Raw genomic sequence first — 17,474 nt, 5'->3', positions numbered from 1 at the left:
ACGGCCGATCAGAAGTCGACGACAGGGGTGTCGCCCGCCGGCGCGTCGAGGGTGGCGCCCACGCCGAGCTTCTCCTTGATCTTCTTCTCCAGCTCGGCGGCGAGGTCGGGGTTGTCGCGCAGGAACGCCCGAGAGTTCTCCTTGCCCTGCCCCAGCTGGTCACCCTCGTAGGTGAACCACGACCCGGACTTGCGCACGAACCCGTGCTCGACCCCCATGTCGATCAGCCCACCCTCACGGGAGATGCCGACGCCGTACAGGATGTCGAACTCGGCCTGCTTGAACGGCGGAGCCATCTTGTTCTTGACGACCTTGACCCGGGTCCGGTTTCCGACCGCCTCGGTGCCCTCCTTGAGGGTCTCGATCCGGCGGATGTCGAGGCGGACCGAGGCGTAGAACTTCAGGGCCTTGCCACCCGTGGTCGTCTCGGGCGAACCGAAGAACACGCCGATCTTCTCGCGCAGCTGGTTGATGAAGATCGCGGTGGTGCCCGAGGCGCTGAGCGCACCGGTGATCTTGCGCAGCGCCTGGCTCATGAGACGGGCCTGGAGCCCGACGTGGCTGTCGCCCATCTCGCCCTCGATCTCCGCCTTCGGGACCAGCGCGGCGACCGAGTCGATGACCACGATGTCGATCGCACCGGAGCGGATCAGCATGTCCATGATCTCGAGGGCCTGCTCACCGGTGTCGGGCTGGGAGACCAGCAGCGCATCGGTGTCCACGCCGAGCTTCTCAGCCCACTCGGGGTCGAGCGCGTGCTCCGCGTCGATGAAGGCGGCGATGCCGCCGGCCCGCTGGGCGTTCGCGACCGCGTGCAGGGCGAGCGTCGTCTTGCCGCTGGACTCCGGTCCGTAGATCTCCACGACCCGCCCGCGCGGCAGCCCGCCGATCCCGAGCGCGATGTCGAGCGCGATGGAGCCGGTAGGGATGACCTCGACGGGCGAGCGCCCCTCGTCACCGAGGCGCATGATCGAGCCCTTGCCGAACTGGCGGTCGATCTGCATGAGAGCGGCTTCGAGAGCCTTTTCGCGGTCCTGGGGAGCGGCCATGGTGTACCTCGCGTGACTGGGGGTGGCAGCCGGAGCTGCGCTGGACTGGGGCTGGTCTGTGCTGGAGGCGACGTTATGCCCGACCACCGACATCCATCGAGGACGTCTCCACGGGTGTGGAGAGTCCGTCGCTGTCTTCGCCTGTGCATAGGCTAGCCGAACATCTGTTCGAAAGCACACGTTGTGCCGGGCGACACACCGACCCGCTCTCCACGACGTGCTCTCACGGTTCCGCCGGACGGAGCGTGGCCGTCCAGCTCTGCCCCGGTCGCAGGACGACCGGGACGCACTCCGGCGCCTCGCGTGCCAGCGCCACCGCGAACGCATCCCCCGCGCGGTCCATCCAGCCCGGGGGCAACCGGGTCGAGGCGGGCGCATGGAGCGTGCCCCAGTGCACCGGGACCGCGAACCGGGCGCCGACCATCGCGCACGCCCGGGCGGCCGTGATCGGGCTCATGTGCCCCTCCGACAGGCGCGGGCCCCAGCCCCCCACCGGCACGAGGGCGACCTCGACCGGCGCGCCGGCCAGATCGGGCAGGTGCAGCATTCCGGGGTACACCGAGGTGTCCCCGGCGACCCAGATGCAGGTCGACTCCCCCCGGATCAGGTGGCCGTTGGCGGCGTTCGGCCGGTGCGGCATCGGGCGATGGCCGTGGACCGCGGGGCACAGGCGGATCCGCACCCCGTGGCTGCCGTGCGGCGGTGGGTGCCCCGGTCCCTCGTCGAGCGCACCGGTCCCACCGGCCTCGACGCGGAACCAGTCGGTGTTGCGCAGCCCCACGCCCCGCAGCCCGCGCTCCACGAGCCACCGCGCGCTCGAGGGCGCGGTGAGGACCGGGATCTGCCCCAGCAGCCGCAGCGAGCCGAGCTCGGCGTGGTCGTGGTGCAGGTGCGAGAGCAGCACGGCATCGCTGCGCTCCCACTCCACCTCGTCCGGGCGGTCCCCGCGCCGGCGCAGCAGGCCCGCGTGGCGCTGCAGCAGCGGATCGGTGACCAGCCGCACGCCGTCGAGGTCGAGCACCACCGACGAGTGCCCGAGCCAGGTCACGCGCAGCAGCGGGCTCTCGGGGGCGCCCCGGCCGCGCGGGGCCGGCCAGGGCCGACGTCGGCCGACCTCGCCCCGGCTCATGGCCGCAGCCCCAGGTCGCGCTGCCAGTGCACCAGCTGGGCGTAGACCGCCTCGGCGCCGATCAGCGCCTGGTCCCCGATGTCCTCGCCCGGCAGGGTCTCGTCGATCGCCCAGGAGGCCGGGTACAGGAGGAACGCGTCGTTCTGCGCGCCTCCGAGCCCCCCGTGCGAGCCGACCAGCCCCTCGAACGCGTGCACCGAGCCGCGGTCGTCCACCGCGGAGATCAGGATGACGTCGCCGGTGTGCGCCAGGCCGGCGACCCGCAGCAGGTCCGGTCGAGCCCGGGGCCCGTACGGCGCGAGCGGGTCGTCACCCTGGACCGCCGGCCCGGACGGGACGTCGTCGGCCAGCAGCCTGCTGCCCTTCGCCCCGAGCGCGACCGGACCGTGGTCACTCGTCTGGACGACCACGACGCCGACGGTCGCACGGGCCAGCAGGCCGGGCACCAGCTGGGGCCAGCGGGCGGTGATCTCGTCGAGGGTGGCGCGCCCGGGCAGCCGCGGGAACCACAGCATCCCGAGGTTCCCCGAGGCGATCACGGCGACCTCCGGCAGTGCGTGCGCGTCGCCGGCAGGTCGCGCCGGCCCCGTGCGGTCGGCGAGGCGCGCCCCGCCCGTCCCGCTGAGCAGCGCGTTCAGCGGGCTCCACGCCTCACCGGCATCGGACTGCTCCGTCGTGGCGTCGACGCCACGCGCGGTTCCCGCCATGAGCTCGCGCACGACGTCGGTCAGCGGCGAGCCCTCGACCTGCTCGAACGTCTCCCCCAACGACTGCCCGTGATCGGACAGCACGACGATCCGGTAGTCACGCGGAGCGTGCTCGGCGACCTCGGCCAGGAGGGCGAGCACCCGGTCGATCCCCTCGAGCGCCCGCAACGCCTCCGGCCGGACCGGACCGGCGTGGTGGGCGATCTCGTCGTAGTCGACGAGGTCGACGAACACCGTGGGGGTGCCGCCGAGGAGCTGCTCGGCGACCAGCGCCGTGTTGAGGTCGCGCATCAGCACGTTGCTGATCGCGCGGAGCAGCACGTACACCCCGCGTCGCGAGACCCGCGGGGCGACGCCGCGGGCGCGCTGCTGGCGACCCTGGTAGACCTCCTTGACCATCTCGCCCAACGTGAGCCCGAGCGTGCGGGTCAGCACGTACGGGCTGGAGAAGAACCGCACGAAGGCGCTGCCCGGCCCGAACCCCCGGCGACCGTGCGCCCGGCTGATGACCACGAGCGCCGTCGGGGCATCGCCGGTGAACATCGTGCTGACGGCGGCGCCGCCGTGCACCAGCAGACCGTGCCCGTCGCTCAGCCGCCGCTCGACGAGCGCCGCGTCCCCCGGGCGGTTGGTCACGACCATCCGGTCGAGGTCCTTGTCCCACCAGCGGAACGCCGGCACCTGGAGGCTCGACCCGTGGAGCAGGCCGGCCTGGCTCGCCGGGGTCGTCGCGGGGACCTGGGCCCACCAGCCGACGAGCCGGTGGGTCCCGAGCCGCAGCCACCGGGTCATCGTCGGCACCAGCCCCGCGTCGATCGCGTGCGAGAGGACCTCGCGCGACACGCCGTCGAGCTGCACGATCAGCAGCCCGGGGGCGTCGCGGCCGGGCGCGTCCCGGCGTCGCGCACGCGACCTGGCGGTGCGCAGCACGTCGCCGAGCACGTACCCGCTGTCGTTCCCGCCGACCAGCCACCGCGCACCGGCCATCACCCCCGAGGCGACCACGAGCAGGAGCAGCACCTGGCCCCAGCTGCGCACGGTCAGGCCCGGCACGAGGTTGAGGGCGACCCACGCGATCAGGATCTGGGCGGCGAGACCCGCGACGAGCGCTCCGACGATGCCGAGCGCGACAGCGAGCAGGCGCAGCAACGGCCGGACGAGCCGGTCACCGATGGCGATGAGCACCGCCGCGGCGAGGATGTCCCACCAGGACTGCGCACCCGCGCCGTCGAGCACGAGGAGGGCGACCCCCAGCCCGAGCGCCGACGAGAGCACCGCGAGCAGCCCCTCGCCGATGTCGCGCAGCGTCGGTCCCCACCAGCTCGCACGGGTACCGGTCGCTGCCGCCGACGGGGCCACGGTCGAATCACCCCCGCGGTGGGGCCGCACGGTAGGTGTCGGTGCCCCAGCGCCGCGCCTCGGGCACCTCCAGCGCGTCGCACAGCGCGTGCCACACGGTGCGTGGCTCGTCGCCGTCCTCGATCGCCTGGGCGGCGGTGCGGTTGCCGAGCGCGCCGAGGACCTGGTCGGCGGCGAGCGTGCGACCGTAGGCCGCGCCGAAGACCTCCTCGACCAGCGCCCAGAACTCCCGATGCCGCATAGAGCCCACCCTGCCATGCTCGCTCCCCACGTGTGGGTGCCGCACCGCAGAATGAGCAGGTGACCTCGCACCCTGATCTCGACCCGCTCGCGGGCTTCTCCCCCGCGACCCGTGCCTGGTTCAGCGGTGCCTTCGCGGGGCCGACGACGGCGCAGACGGGGGCTTGGGCGGCGGTCGCGGCGGGCGACCACGCGCTGGTGGTGGCGCCGACCGGCTCGGGCAAGACGCTGGCCGCGTTCCTCTGGGCGCTGGACGGCCTGATCGCCCCCGGACCCGACCTGCCGGTGGTCACCGACCCGGCCGACCGCTGCCGCGTGCTGTACGTGTCGCCGCTCAAGGCCCTGGCCTCCGACGTCGAGCTCAACCTGCGTTCACCGCTCGTGGGTATCCGGCAGGCCGCGACCCGGTTCGGGCTGACCGTCCCCGAGGTGACCGTCGGGATCCGCACCGGCGACACCCCCCCGGCGGAGCGGCGGGCGTTCGCGACCCGCCCCACGGACATCCTCATCACCACCCCGGAGTCGCTGTACCTCGTGCTGACCTCCGCGGCGCGCGCGGGCCTGGCCGGGGTGCGCACGGTCATCCTCGACGAGATCCATGCGGTCGCCGGGACCAAGCGCGGGGCCCACCTCGCGGTGTCGCTCGAGCGGCTCGACGCGTTGCTCCCGGCGCCCGCGCAACGGATCGGGCTGTCGGCCACGATCCGGCCGGTCGAGGCGGTCGCCGCGTTCCTCGGCGGTGGACGGACCCCGACCGAGGGGGGCCGCCGGGTCGTCGTCGTGCAGCCGCCGTCCACCAAGCAGATCGTGGTCGACGTCGTCGTCCCCGTGCCCGACCTGGCCGACCTCGCCACCGCGGCGCTCCCCGGCGGGCCCGCCGGCGAGATCGGCGGCGAGATCGACCTGTCCGGACCGGCCGCCGGGTCCCCCGCCCGGCCGTCGATCTGGCCGCACGTCGAGGAGCGTGTCGTGGACCTGGTGGCCGCGCACCGCTCGACCCTCGTGTTCACCAACTCCCGGCGCGGCGCCGAACGCCTGACGGCGCGGATGAACGAGGTCTGGGCCACCCGGCAGGGCGAGGACGTGCCCGATCCCGGCACGCTGCGGCCCGCCGCCGCGCCGGCCCAGTCGGGCACCGCCGTGGGCATCGACACGTCCGACGCGACCCGCATCCTCGCGCGCGCCCACCACGGGTCGATGAGCCGCGCCGAGCGGACCCGCACGGAGACCGAGCTCAAGGCGGGGCGGCTGCCGGCGGTCGTCGCGACGTCGTCGCTCGAGCTCGGTATCGACATGGGTGCGATCGACCTCGTGGTGCAGGTGGGCGCACCGCCGTCCGTGGCGAGCGGGCTGCAGCGCGTGGGACGCGCGGGCCACCAGGTCGGCGCGGTGTCGCGCGGGGTCATCTTCCCGACCTTCCGCGGCGACCTCGTCCCGGCCGCGGTGGTCGCCGGCCGGATGCGGCGGGGCGAGATCGAGCGGCTGGCGGTGCCCGCCAACCCGCTGGACGTGCTCGCGCAGCAGATCGTGGCCATGGTCGCGGTCGAGGACTGGACGGTCACCGAGATCGCCGCCGTCGTGCGGCGCGCGGCCCCGTTCACGGGGCTCGGGGACGCGACGCTGACCGCCGTCCTCGACCTGCTGTCGGGTCGCTACCCGAGCGAGGAGTTCGCCGAGCTGCGGGCCCGGGTCGTGTGGGACCGCACCACCGACGTGCTCACGGCCCGGCCCGGCGCGCTGCGGCTCGCGGTCACCAGCGGGGGCACCATCCCGGACCGCGGCCTGTACGGCGTGTTCCTCGCGTCCGGCGGGGCGCCCGTCCCAGGGGGCGTCGACGTACCGGCGGACGAGGACCGGTCGGCCGGGCGTCCGCGCGGCGGCAAGCGGGTGGGCGAGCTCGACGAGGAGATGGTCTACGAGTCGCGGGTCGGCGACACCTTCACGCTCGGCTCGAGCAGCTGGCGGATCGAGGACATCACGCCCGACCGGGTCCTGGTCACGCCCGCGCCCGGGGTCCCGGGCCGGCTGCCGTTCTGGAAGGGCGACTCCCCCGGCCGGCCGGCCGAGCTGGGCCGGGCCATGGGAGCCTGGGTGCGCGAGCTGGGTCACCTGCCGGCCGACGGGGCGCGCGCCGCGGTGGAGCGCGCCGGCCTGGACGCGTGGGCGGGTGACAACCTGCTCGCCTACGTGCGCGAGCAGCGCGAGGCGACCGGGCACGTGCCCGACGACCAGACGATCATCGTCGAGCGCTTCCGCGACGAGATCGGCGACTGGCGGGTCGTGGTGCACTCGCCGTACGGGGCGCGCGTGCACGCCCCGTGGGCCCTGGTGATCGCCGCCCGGATGCGCCAGCGGTACGGCGTGGACGCCGCCGCGATGCACGCCGACGACGGGATCGTGCTGCGGCTGCCCGACATGCTCGCCGGGGGTGAGGCCGAGGCGTGGACGAGCGACGGTGGCCCCGCCGTCGACGCGGCCGACCTGCTGATCGACCCGGACGAGGTGGCCGACGCGGTCCGCGGCGAGCTCGGCGGGTCGGCGATGTTCGGGGCGCGGTTCCGGGAGGCCGCCGCGCGCGCCCTCCTGCTGCCCCGACGGCGGCCCGACCGCCGCCAGCCGCTGTGGCAGCAGCGCCAGCGCTCGGCCCAGCTGCTGAGCGTGGCCGCGCAGTACCCGGACTTCCCGATCCTGCTCGAGGCCGTGCGCGAGTGCCTCCAGGACGACTTCGACGTCGCCGCGCTCACCGAGCTCATGCGGGACGTAGCGGCGGGGCGCGTGCGGCTCGTGGAGGTCACGACGTCGTCGCCGTCGCCGTTCGCCCAGTCCCTGCTGTTCGGGTACACCGCGCAGTTCCTGTACGACGGCGACGCACCCCTCGCCGAGCGCCGGGCTGCCGCGCTCACGCTCGACCCGACGCTGCTGGCCGAGCTGCTCGGTCAGGGCGGGGCGTCCCAGCTGGCAGACCTGCTCGATCCGGTCGCGGTGCTGCAGACCGAGGCCGAGCTCGCGGGCCTGGCCCCGGACCGCCAGGCCCGGCACCTTGAGGACGTCGCCGACCTCGTGCGCCGGCAGGGCCCGCTGCCGACGGCCGACGTCGCGGCGCGCACGCGCGAGGACGTCCGCGCCGGGGTCGAGGCATGGCTCACCGAGCTCGAGGCCGCCCGCCGGGTGATCCGGGTGCGGATCGGCGGGCTCGCCCCGGATCGCGCCGAGCAGTGGGCGGCGGTCGAGGACGCGGGGCGGCTGCGCGACGCCCTCGGGGTGGCCCTGCCCGTCGGTGTTCCCGAGGTCTTCACGGAGGTCCTGCCCGATCCGCTGGGCGACCTCGTGCGCCGCCACGCGCGCACGCACGGGCCGTTCCCCGCGGCGCAGGTCGCGGGGCGGTTCGGGATCGGGATCGCCGTCGCGACCGACGCGCTGCGGCGCCTCGAGGCGGCCGGGGTGCTCGCGTCCGGACGGCTGCGGCCCGACGTGCTCGGGGGCACCGGGGACGAGTTCTGCGAGGTCGAGGTGCTGCGGCGCCTGCGGCGACGCTCCCTGGCGGCCCTGCGCGCCGAGGTCGAACCCGTCGACGCCCGGGCGCTCGGCGTCTTCCTGCCTCGGTGGCAGGGGGTCGGGCGGCTGCGCGGCGTCGAGGGGGTCGCGCGCGCGGTCGAACAGCTCGCCGGTGTCGCTGTGCCGGCCTCCGCGCTCGAGACGCACGTGCTGCCGGCACGCGTCCGGGACTACTCGCCGGCGATGCTCGACGAGCTGACCGCGGCCGGCGAGGTGCTCTGGGCCGGACATGCCCCGCTCGCCGCGCGGGACGGACTGGTGAGCCTGCACCCGGCCAGCACGGCCGATCTCACGTTGCGGACGCCGACCGAGCTGGCGGGCGGGGGCGCGATCGACACCCCGGTGCACCGCGCCGTCCTGGCCGCGCTCGCCGATGGCGGCGCCTACTTCTTCGGGGGCCTCGCGGCGCGGGTCGAGGCGCTGCTGGCCGGCGCCTCGACCCCCGGCACGGGCGACGCGGCGGTCGATGCGGTGCCGAGCGCGCCGGTGAGCTTCTCGCAGACCTCGCTCGTGACGGCCGTCTGGGACCTCGTGTGGGCGGGGTACGTGACCAACGACGGGCTGACACCGCTGCGGGCCCGCCTCGGCTCCGGCGGCGGCCGGGGCACCACGCACCGGCCGAATCCGACGGCACCGCGCGCCCGCGCGCTGGTGCGCGGTTCGCGGCTCGGGCTGCGCGGCGGCCAGGCGCGCCCGGCCGTGCTGGGGGTCGGGCAGGAAGCCGGTGGTCGCTGGTCGCTGCTGCCGGCGCGGGAAGTCGACCCGACCGTCCGCGCGCACGCGCTGGCCGCACAGCTGCTCGACCGGCACGGCATCGTCACCCGGGCGGTCGCGCCCGCCGAGGGGATCTCCGGGCAGTTCGGCGCCGTCTACCGCGTGCTCGCCGCCCTCGAGCAGGCCGGGCAGGTGCGCCGCGGGTACTTCGTCGAGCACCTCGGCGGCTCGCAGTTCGCGCTGCCCGGCGCCGTCGACCAGCTCCGTGCCGACGCGAAGGAGGCCGCAGATCCGGACGGCGAGACCAGCGGCGGGCCGGCCGCTGCCGTGCTGCTCGCCGCGACCGACCCGGCCAACCCCTACGGCGCGGCGCTGGCCTGGCCGGTTCCGCTGCTCACCGGTGCCGCCGACGGCGCGGGACCGGCCAGCGACCCGCCCGGCGCGGGAGACGCCGCCCGCCACCGGCCCGGGCGCAAGGCCGGCGCCGTGGTGGTGCTGGTCGACGGTGCGCTCGTGCTGTACGTCGAACGGGGCGGACGCACGCTGCTGTCCTTCTGCGCCGACGACGCCCTGCTCGCCGCCGCCGCGAGCCTGCTGGCCGGGACGGCCCGGACGGGTCGGCTCGGGCGGATGACCGTGCAGCGCGGCGACGGCACGGCGCTGCTGGGCGGGGCGAGCCTGCACAACCCGCTGGGCCGCGCGCTGACCGGAGCCGGCTTCGCGCCGACGCCACGTGGCCTGCGTCTGCGGGGGCAGCCATGAGGCCGCGCAGGGGGCTCCGTGCCGGAGGGTGACATCCTGCGGCGGACCGCCGTTCGCCTCGACCAGGGGATCGCCGGCCGGGTGCTGACCCGCGCCGAGCTGCGATGGCCCACGGCCGCCGAGGTGGTCCTCGTCGGCCGCACCGTGCTCGGCACCGTCTCGTACGGCAAGCACCTGCTCACGCGGTTCGACGACGGGCGCACGCTCCACACGCACCTGCGCATGGAGGGCTCGTGGGCGCTCGCCCGGACCGGAGCACCCGCCGCCGCCGCGCGCGGGCCGTTCGTGCGTGTCGTGCTGGGCGAACAGACGTGGACGGCGGTCGGCACCCGCATCGGGATGCTCGACGTCGTCGCGACCCGCGACGAGCACGACCTCATCGGACACCTCGGCCCGGACCTGCTCGCCCCCGACTTTCCGACGTCCGGCCTGGCCGAGGCGCTGGCGAGAATCGCCGTGCGGGGCGGGGCGCCGATCGCGGAGGTCCTGCTCGATCAACGGGTCGCGGCCGGGATCGGGACGATCTACACCGCCGAGTCGCTCTTCGCCCGGCGACTGTGGCCGTGGACCCCGGTGGACCGGATCGACGACCTCGGGGCGATCCTGCTCACCGCGCGAGCGCTGATGGCCCGCTCGGTCGAGGCACGGTCACCCACGGCCACGGGTGACACCACGCCCGGGCGCACGACGATGGTGCACGGACGAGGCCGTGCACCATGTCGGCGGTGCGGTACGAGGATCCGGGTCGGACGCGCGTTCCAACCACCCGTTGACCGGCCCGTCTACTACTGCCCGACGTGCCAACCCCGCGTAGCGAGGTGAGGCGGCCCGCAATGAGCCCGCCCGAGGAAGACTCAGCCGACAGGCGCGAGCTCGCCCCGAAGGCGACCACGACCCAGACCGGACTCACCCGAGCCGCGCAACGACGCCGACAGCTCGACGGGGACGGTGTCGGGGATCGACAGGCCCTCCGCCACGGCAATTCGCTCGCTGACCTCACGAAGCACGATCGACAACGGGATCGCCAGCGCGACGCAGATGCTGCCGAGCAGCTCCGACGACGCCTCCTTCTGACCCCGTTCAACCTCGCTCAGGTAACCCAAAGAGACCCGAGCGGCCGAGGACACCTCACGAAGGGTTCGACCCTGTCGCTGGCGGGCATCCCGCAGCACATCACCGATCTCACGGCGAAGTACAACCATGGGGCGTCCCCCTTTCGTGTCCCGTTCGAGCGCCGCCACCACTGCTGTGCTCGGTCCGGCGGACCGGCGAGTCGCCACAGTGGCGTTGGCGTGTCCCCTGGTGGGGAGATTCCTACCGTACCCCGGGCCACGGACAGTAACTTCGGGTGCGCGGTTGGTCGGTCTGTTCTGCATCACAATTCATCCAACGAGTCGAGCGGCTCGCCTGTTCCCGTACCGGCAAGAACCTCGATCGCAAGTCCCAGGACGAGGTCCCGCGTCGCGGCCCGCACAGCCGCCCGGTCGCCGGGCAGGACGGCCGAGGCCACCCTGACACCGGCCGGGGTGGCGATGGCGACGTGCACCGTGCCGGGCGGCTTCCCGTCCTGCGACTCGGGCCCGGCGACCCCGGTCGTGGACAGCCCGACGTCGGCCCCCAGCGCGGTGCGGACGCCGGTGGCCATCGCCGCTGCGACCTCCGGATCGACCGCGCCCCGCGCGGCAAGCAGGTCCGGGTCGACCCCGAGCAGCCCGGCCTTGAGGTCGGTCGCGTAGGCGACCACGGCGCCGCGCACGGAGCGCGACGCGCCGGGCACGTCCACGAGCGTGGCCGTCACGAGACCACCCGTGAGCGACTCGGCCACCGCAGCGGTCCAGCCATGGGCCACCAGCGCCGCGAGGAGCTCGCGCGCGAGCGGATGGATCAGGGGCGGCACGGGGACGACTCCGCGCGTCAGCGGGTCGGCGCGCGGTGACGCAGCGCGATCGCCTGGCGGACGTAGTCGGCGCCGGTCACCACGGTCACCGTGACCGCGAGCCCCATGGCGATCCCGGCGACGACCTGGGCCCAGGATGGCAGCTCGCTGAGCGGGAGGAGGTAGATCGAGATCGCCACCGACTGCAGGACCGTCTTCCACTTGCCGCCACGGGACACCGGCAGGTTCATCTGGCGGTGGAGCAGCACGAACCGGAGCACGGTGATGCCGAGCTCGCGGGCCAGGATGACGACGGTGACCCACCAGGGCAGCTCGCCGAACGCCGAGAGGATGACGAGTGCGGTGCCGATGAGCAGCTTGTCGGCGATCGGGTCGAGGATCGCCCCCAGGTTGGTGACCAAGTTGTGGCGTCGCGCGAGGTAGCCGTCGACCTTGTCGGTGAGCGCGGCGGCGACGAAGATCGCGGTCGCGATCAGCCGCCACCCGACCGACTGACCGCCGTCGACGAGCAGCGCTGCCGCGAAGACGGGGACGAGCGCGATGCGCCCGATCGTCACGTAGTTTGCGACGTTCCACTGGGAAGGGGCTGCTTTGACCACCCGACCAGCGTAGGCGTTCCATCCGCCGGTCACCGCCACCGCCCCCGCCGGGCGGTCGAGGCGGACGGTCAGTCCTCGACCTCGTCGTGGTAGTCGGTGGCGACCGCGGGCATCCGGGCCGTGAGCTCCGCCTGGTCGTACGTGCGCTCGCCGACCGGCTCGGGATCACCGCGCAGCATCGCGAGCGTCGCGGCCAGATCGTCCACCCCGACCAGCACCTCGCGGGCCTTCGAACCCTCGGACGGCCCGACGATCTCCCGCGACTCCAGCAGGTCCATCAGCCGGCCGGCCTTGGCGAACCCGACCCGCAGCTTGCGCTGCAGCATCGAGGTCGAGCCGAACTGCGTCGTGACGCAGAGCTCGGCCGCCTGCAGCAGCAGGTCCAGGTCGTCGCCGATGTCCTCGTCGACCTGCTTGCGGACCACCGCGACGGCGACGTCCTCGCGGTAGACCGGCTTGAGCTGGGACTTGACGTGCTCGACGACGGCGTGGATCTCGCTCTCGGTGACCCACGCCCCCTGGGTGCGCATCGGCTTCGCCGCGCCCATGGGCAGGAACAACGCGTCGCCCTGACCGATGAGCTTCTCGGCGCCGGGCTGGTCGAGCACGACGCGCGAGTCGGTCAGCGACGAGGTCGCGAACGCGAGCCGGGAGGGCACGTTCGCCTTGATCAGGCCGGTGACCACGTCGACGCTCGGACGCTGGGTCGCCAGCACGAGGTGGATCCCGGCCGCGCGGGCCAGCTGGGTGATCCGCTGGATCGAGGCCTCGACCTCGCGCGGGGCGACCATCATGAGGTCGGCGAGCTCGTCGACGACGATGAGCAGGTAGGGGTACGGCGCGATCTTGCGCTGGCTCCCGGGCAGGGGCTTGACCTTGCCCGCGCGCACGGCGGCATTGAAGTCGTCGAGGTGCTTGAAGCCGAACAGGGCGAGGTCGTCGTACCGCGACTCCATCTCGCGCACGACCCACTCGAGCGCCTCGGCGGCCTTCTTCGGGTTCGTGATGATCGGCGTGATGAGGTGCGGGATGCCCTCGTAGATCGTCAGCTCGACCCGTTTGGGGTCGACCAGCACCATGCGGACCTCGTCGGGGGTGGAGCGCATGAGGATCGAGACGATCATCGAGTTCACGAAGCTCGACTTGCCCGCGCCGGTGGCACCGGCCACGAGCAGGTGGGGCATCTTCGCGAGGTTGGCCACGACGTAGCCGCCCTCGACGTCCTTGCCGACGCCGATGACCATGGGGTGCTCGCTGCGCCGGGCCGCGGACGACCGCAGCACATCGCCGAGCGAGACGATCTCGCGGTCGGTGTTGGGGATCTCGATCCCGATCGCCGACTTGCCGGGGATCGGCGACAGGATCCGCACGTCGGCGCTCGCGACCGCGTACGCGATGTTCTTGCTCAGGGCGGTGACCCGTTCGACCTTGACGGCCGGGCCGAGCTCGACCTCGTACCGGGTGACCGTCGGGCCGCGCATGAACCCCGTGACGTGCGCGTCGATCTCGAACTGGTCGAGCACGGTGGTCAGGGCCTCGACGATGCGGTCGTTGGCGGCCGAGCGGACCTTGTGCGGCGGGCCCTTGCCGAGCACCTCGTCGGACGGCAACGAGTAGACGATGTCGCCCTCGAGCATCGGCTGCTCGCCGCGCGGCACGCCGGTCGTGGGGGGCGCGACGAGGTCCCGGGCGGCCGGCTTGGAGGCGCGATCGAGGATCGCGGTCGGGGTGGTGTCGGGGGCCGGCTCGGCCTCCTCCTCGGCCACACGCGCGGCCTCGACGACCGCCGCGCGCTTGAACGCCTCGTCAGCCTCATAGGCGTCGAGCAGGTCGGCGTCCGAGACGGCCACCGCCTTGCGCCGGCCCGCCAGGGCACGCCGGATCCCCCGCTTCGCGGGCTTCTCGGGTTCGTCGGTCGCGGTGTGCCCGGCGTTGATGACGAGCGGACCGTCGTCGGCGTCGTCGTCCGTGCCGGTGTTGCCGGTGAGCCGGTCGTAGCCGGCGCGCAGCCGGGTGCCGATGAGGTTCACGGGGGTCGCCGTGACCACGAGCACCCCGAAGAAGGCGAGCAGGACGAGCAGCGGGACCGCCACCCAGGAGGTCAGCGCGCTCGCGAGCGGGGTACCGATCAGGTACCCGATGACCCCGCCGGCATCGCGGACCGGCGCGAGCCCGTCGGCGGGATCGGGCAGGTCCGCCGAGACGTGCACCAGGCCGCAGGCGGCGAGCCCGATCGCGGACAGACCGATCGTGACCCGGGAGTTGGCCTGGGTGCGATCGGGGTGCCGCATGAGGCGCACGGCGAGGGCGATGAGCACGAGCGGCAGGACCAGCCCGACGCGTCCGAACGTGCCGGCCACGGCTGCATGGATGCCGTTCCCGGCGGAGCCGGCAAGTCCCGCCCACTCCCGCGCGGCCACGACGATCGCGAGGCCGACCAGCGCGAACGCGATGCCGTCCCGGCGGTGCGCAGGGTCCAGGTCGCGCGCGTCCCGGCCGATCCGGCGCGCCGTGCCGCCGATGAGGTGGGCACAGCCCATCCAGATGCCGCGGATCACGCGCACCGGCAGCGCCGACTGGACGGGCCGATCGGGCTGCGGTGCACGCTTGACCGGGCGCGTCGGCGAACCGCCCGAGGCCGCACTACGGGCCGTCGTGGTCCGCGCACGCGGCGCTGGGGCGGATCGCCCGGAAGGAGTCGCACGGGTGGCCATGGTGCCAAGGTACCCGCGGCACCTCGCACCGGCGCTCAGGACACCCGCAAATAGCTCCACGTTCCTCGCCCGGTCCCGGTCGACGGCGCTCGGGCGCTACGCCTCGACGATCACCGGGACGATCAGCGGCCGGCGCCCCAGCTGCGAGGACACCCACTTCCCGACGACGCGCCGGACCTCCTGCTGCAGCTGGTGGACGTCGGCGGCGCCGCCCACCGTCGCCCCCTCGATCGCCGCAGCGACCTGGGGCAGGATCTCGTCGAACACCTCGTCGGCCTCGGCGAACCCGCGCGCCTGGATGTGCGGGCCGGCGAGCACCCGGCCCGTGGCGGTGTCGACGACGGCGAAGATCGAGATGAAGCCCTCTTCACCGAGGATCCGGCGGTCCTTGAGCTCGGCCTCGGTGATCCCCCCGACGCTCGAGCCGTCGACGTACACGTAGCCGCAGGGCACCGCGCCGACCACCCGGGCGAGCCCGTCGGCGAGGTCGATCACGACGCCGTCCTGCGCGACGACCACGTTCTGCGCCGGGACCCCGGTGAGCACGGCGAGCGCCGCGTTCGCGACCAGGTGGCGGTCCTCACCGTGCACCGGCATCACGTTGCGGGGCCGGACGATGTTGTAGCAGTACAGGAGCTCCCCCGCGGAGGCGTGCCCCGAGACGTGCACCTTGGCGTTCCCGCCGTGCACGACCTTCGCCCCGAGCCGGGTCAGGCCGTTGATCACGCGGTAGACCGCGTTCTCGTTCCCGGGGATGAGCGAGGACGCCAGGATCACGGTGTCGTCCGGGCCGACCGAGATCCGCTGGTGGGTCTTGGTCGCGATCCGGGCGAGGGCTGCCATGGGCTCCCCCTGCGAGCCGGTGCACATGAGCACGATCTCGTCGTCGGGCATGCTGCCGGCGAGCTTCTGCTCGATCAGGACGCCCGGGGGGACGGTGAGATACCCCAGCGCGCCCGCGATCGTCATGTTGCGGACCATCGACCGGCCGACGAACGCGACCCGGCGACCGTGGCGCGCTGCGGCGTCGACCACCTGCTGCACCCGGTGTACGTGCGAGGAGAACGACGCCACGACGATCCGACCGGTCGCCGCCGCGAAGACGACGTCGAGCACGGGAGCGATCTCGCGCTCGGGGGCCACGAAGCCGGGGACCTCCGCGTTGGTGGAGTCGACCATGAACAGGTCCACTCCCGCCTCCCCCAGCCGCGCGAACGCGCGCAGGTCGGTCAGCCGGCCGTCGAGCGGGAGCTGGTCCATCTTGAAGTCACCCGTGTGCAGCACCGTCCCCGCGGCGGTGCGGACCGCGACCGCGAGCGCGTCCGGGATCGAGTGGTTGACGGCGACGAACTCGCACTCGAACGGGCCGAACCGCTCGGTCTGCCCGGCGGCGACCTCCATGGTCAGCGAGTCGAGCCGGAACTCGGCGAGCTTGGCCTCGAGGAAGGCGAGCGTGAGCTGGGACCCGGCGATGGGGATGTCACCGCGCAGGCGCAGCAGGTACGGCACCGCACCGATGTGGTCCTCGTGACCGTGCGTGAGCACGATCGCCTCGATGTCCTCGAGCCGGCCGTCGAGGTAGCTGAAGTCCGGCAGGATCAGGTCGACGCCGGGCTGGGTGTCCTCCGGGAAGAGCACCCCGCAGTCGATGACGAGCAGCCGCCCGGCGTGCTCGAGCACGGTCATGTTGCGACCGATCTCGCCGAGCCCGCCCAGGGCGACGATGCGCAGTGCCCCTTCGGCGAGCGGGGGCGGCGGACCGAGCTCGGGGTGCGGGTGCGACACGGCGGTTCCCGGGCCGGTCAGGTCGCGGGCAGCAGGCCGGCCGCGAGCAGGGCGGCACGGACCACCTCGACCTCGTCCGGGTCGGCCTCGACGTGCGGCAGCCGCACGGTGCGGCCGGGGATCAGCCCGAGCAGCTCGAGGGCGGTCTTCGACCGCACGACCCCGTTCCCGGACCCGCAGATGACGTCGATCGCCGGGAGCATCGAGACGAAGACCGCGCGCGCCGCGACGAGGTCACCCGCATCCACGGCACGCACGAGGGCCGCCAGCTCGTCGCCGACCAGGTGCCCGGCCATGCTCACCACGCCGGCCGCGCCATGGGCGAGGAACGCCAGGTTGAGCGCGTCGTCACCGGAGTAGAAGGCGAGGTCGGTGCGGGCCATCGTGCGGGCGGCGGCGAAGACGTCCCCGGTCGCGTCCTTGACCGCGACGATCCGGTCGTGGGCCGCCAGCCGGTCGAGGGTCTCGGGCGCGTACCGCACGACCGTGCGGCCGGGCACGTCGTAGAGCATGACCGGCAGGCCGGTGGCGTCCGCGACGGCGACCGTGTGCCGGTAGACGCCCTCCTGCGAGGGCCGCGAGTAGTACGGGCTCACCACGAGCAGGCCGTGCGCCCCCGCGGCGGCGGCCTGCTCGGCCATCCGCACGGCGTGCTTGGTGTCGTTGGAGCCGGCCCCGGCCACGATGACGGCCCGGTCGCCGACGGCGGCCACGACGGCGGTGATCAGGTCGGCCTTCTCCGGCGCGTGCGTGGTGGGCGACTCCCCGGTGGTGCCGTTGAGCACCAGGCCGTCATGCCCATGGTCCACGAGGTGCGTCGCCAGCCGGACGGCCGCGTCGACGTCGACCTCGCCCGCCACCGTCATCGGGGTGACCATCGCGGTGAGCACCGCGCCGAACGGGCGCGCAGGCACCGACGGGCGGGCAGGGGAGGTGGGGGTCGTGGCGGCCGGCATGGTCCCCA

Annotated in this window: 12 protein-coding genes; 2 read left to right on the top strand and 10 right to left on the bottom strand. The window is 74.0% G+C overall.

The annotated features are described in order from the left end of the window. Positions 1-8 precede the first annotated feature (8 nt). From recA to EUA98_RS02985, 4 genes are all read right to left on the bottom strand, one after another. Entirely contained in the window at positions 9-1,049 is a 1,041-nt protein-coding gene (gene recA, locus EUA98_RS03000) for a recombinase RecA (RefSeq protein WP_130101184.1), read from the bottom strand. Positions 1,050-1,272: 223 nt separating this feature from the next. Beyond that, positions 1,273-2,178 carry an MBL fold metallo-hydrolase gene (locus tag EUA98_RS02995; RefSeq protein WP_130101183.1) on the bottom strand — a complete coding sequence of 302 codons (906 nt, stop codon included), beginning with the start codon at positions 2,176-2,178 and terminating at the stop codon, positions 1,273-1,275. Then, on the bottom strand, positions 2,175-4,244 hold the full coding sequence (locus EUA98_RS02990; RefSeq protein ID WP_130101182.1) for an alkaline phosphatase family protein: 2,070 nt from the start codon (positions 4,242-4,244) through the stop codon (positions 2,175-2,177). The genes EUA98_RS02995 and EUA98_RS02990 overlap by 4 nt, the downstream gene beginning before the upstream one ends. Positions 4,245-4,251: 7 nt before the next feature. Continuing rightward, positions 4,252-4,485 (bottom strand): DUF3046 domain-containing protein, encoded by a 234-nt coding sequence (locus EUA98_RS02985; protein ID WP_130101181.1) that lies wholly within the window; start codon positions 4,483-4,485, stop codon positions 4,252-4,254. A 59-nt stretch (positions 4,486-4,544) separates the two neighbouring features. Between EUA98_RS02985 and EUA98_RS02980 the strand changes: the two genes are divergently transcribed. Together EUA98_RS02980 and EUA98_RS02975 are read left to right on the top strand one after the other, a co-directional pair. Beyond that, positions 4,545-9,515 (top strand): ATP-dependent helicase, encoded by a 4,971-nt coding sequence (locus tag EUA98_RS02980; protein ID WP_130101180.1) that lies wholly within the window; start codon positions 4,545-4,547, stop codon positions 9,513-9,515. A gap of 18 nt (positions 9,516-9,533) precedes the next feature. Beyond that, a complete protein-coding gene (locus EUA98_RS02975; protein WP_130101179.1) occupies positions 9,534-10,337 on the top strand; it encodes a DNA-formamidopyrimidine glycosylase family protein in 804 nt (267 codons plus the stop codon). A 32-nt stretch (positions 10,338-10,369) separates the two neighbouring features. Here EUA98_RS02975 and EUA98_RS02970 read toward each other — a convergent pair whose 3' ends face one another. The 6 genes from EUA98_RS02970 to dapA all read right to left on the bottom strand — a co-directional run bounded on the left by EUA98_RS02970 (position 10,370) and on the right by dapA (position 17,466). After that, positions 10,370-10,717 carry a helix-turn-helix domain-containing protein gene (locus EUA98_RS02970; protein WP_130101178.1) on the bottom strand — a complete coding sequence of 116 codons (348 nt, stop codon included), beginning with the start codon at positions 10,715-10,717 and terminating at the stop codon, positions 10,370-10,372. Between the two features lie 173 nt (positions 10,718-10,890). Continuing rightward, positions 10,891-11,412, bottom strand: a complete 522-nt coding sequence (locus tag EUA98_RS02965) for a CinA family protein (protein WP_242511236.1) — start codon at positions 11,410-11,412, stop codon at positions 10,891-10,893. A 17-nt stretch (positions 11,413-11,429) separates the two neighbouring features. Continuing rightward, the gene (pgsA, locus tag EUA98_RS02960) at positions 11,430-12,011 is read right to left on the bottom strand and encodes a CDP-diacylglycerol--glycerol-3-phosphate 3-phosphatidyltransferase (protein WP_130101177.1); all 582 of its coding nucleotides are present in this window, start codon (positions 12,009-12,011) and stop codon (positions 11,430-11,432) included. Positions 12,012-12,079: 68 nt separating this feature from the next. Next, a complete protein-coding gene (locus EUA98_RS02955; protein ID WP_130101176.1) occupies positions 12,080-14,725 on the bottom strand; it encodes an FtsK/SpoIIIE family DNA translocase in 2,646 nt (881 codons plus the stop codon). A gap of 96 nt (positions 14,726-14,821) precedes the next feature. Then, on the bottom strand, positions 14,822-16,510 hold the full coding sequence (locus EUA98_RS02950; RefSeq protein ID WP_130101175.1) for a ribonuclease J: 1,689 nt from the start codon (positions 16,508-16,510) through the stop codon (positions 14,822-14,824). A 17-nt stretch (positions 16,511-16,527) separates the two neighbouring features. Then, a complete protein-coding gene (dapA, locus tag EUA98_RS02945) occupies positions 16,528-17,466 on the bottom strand; it encodes a 4-hydroxy-tetrahydrodipicolinate synthase (RefSeq protein WP_130101174.1) in 939 nt (312 codons plus the stop codon). Positions 17,467-17,474 lie beyond the last annotated feature (8 nt).

The sequence above is a fragment of the Pengzhenrongella frigida genome (assembly GCF_004168625.1).
Classification (GTDB): domain Bacteria; phylum Actinomycetota; class Actinomycetes; order Actinomycetales; family Cellulomonadaceae; genus Pengzhenrongella; species Pengzhenrongella frigida.
This window is presented reverse-complemented; position numbering and strand designations above follow the sequence as displayed.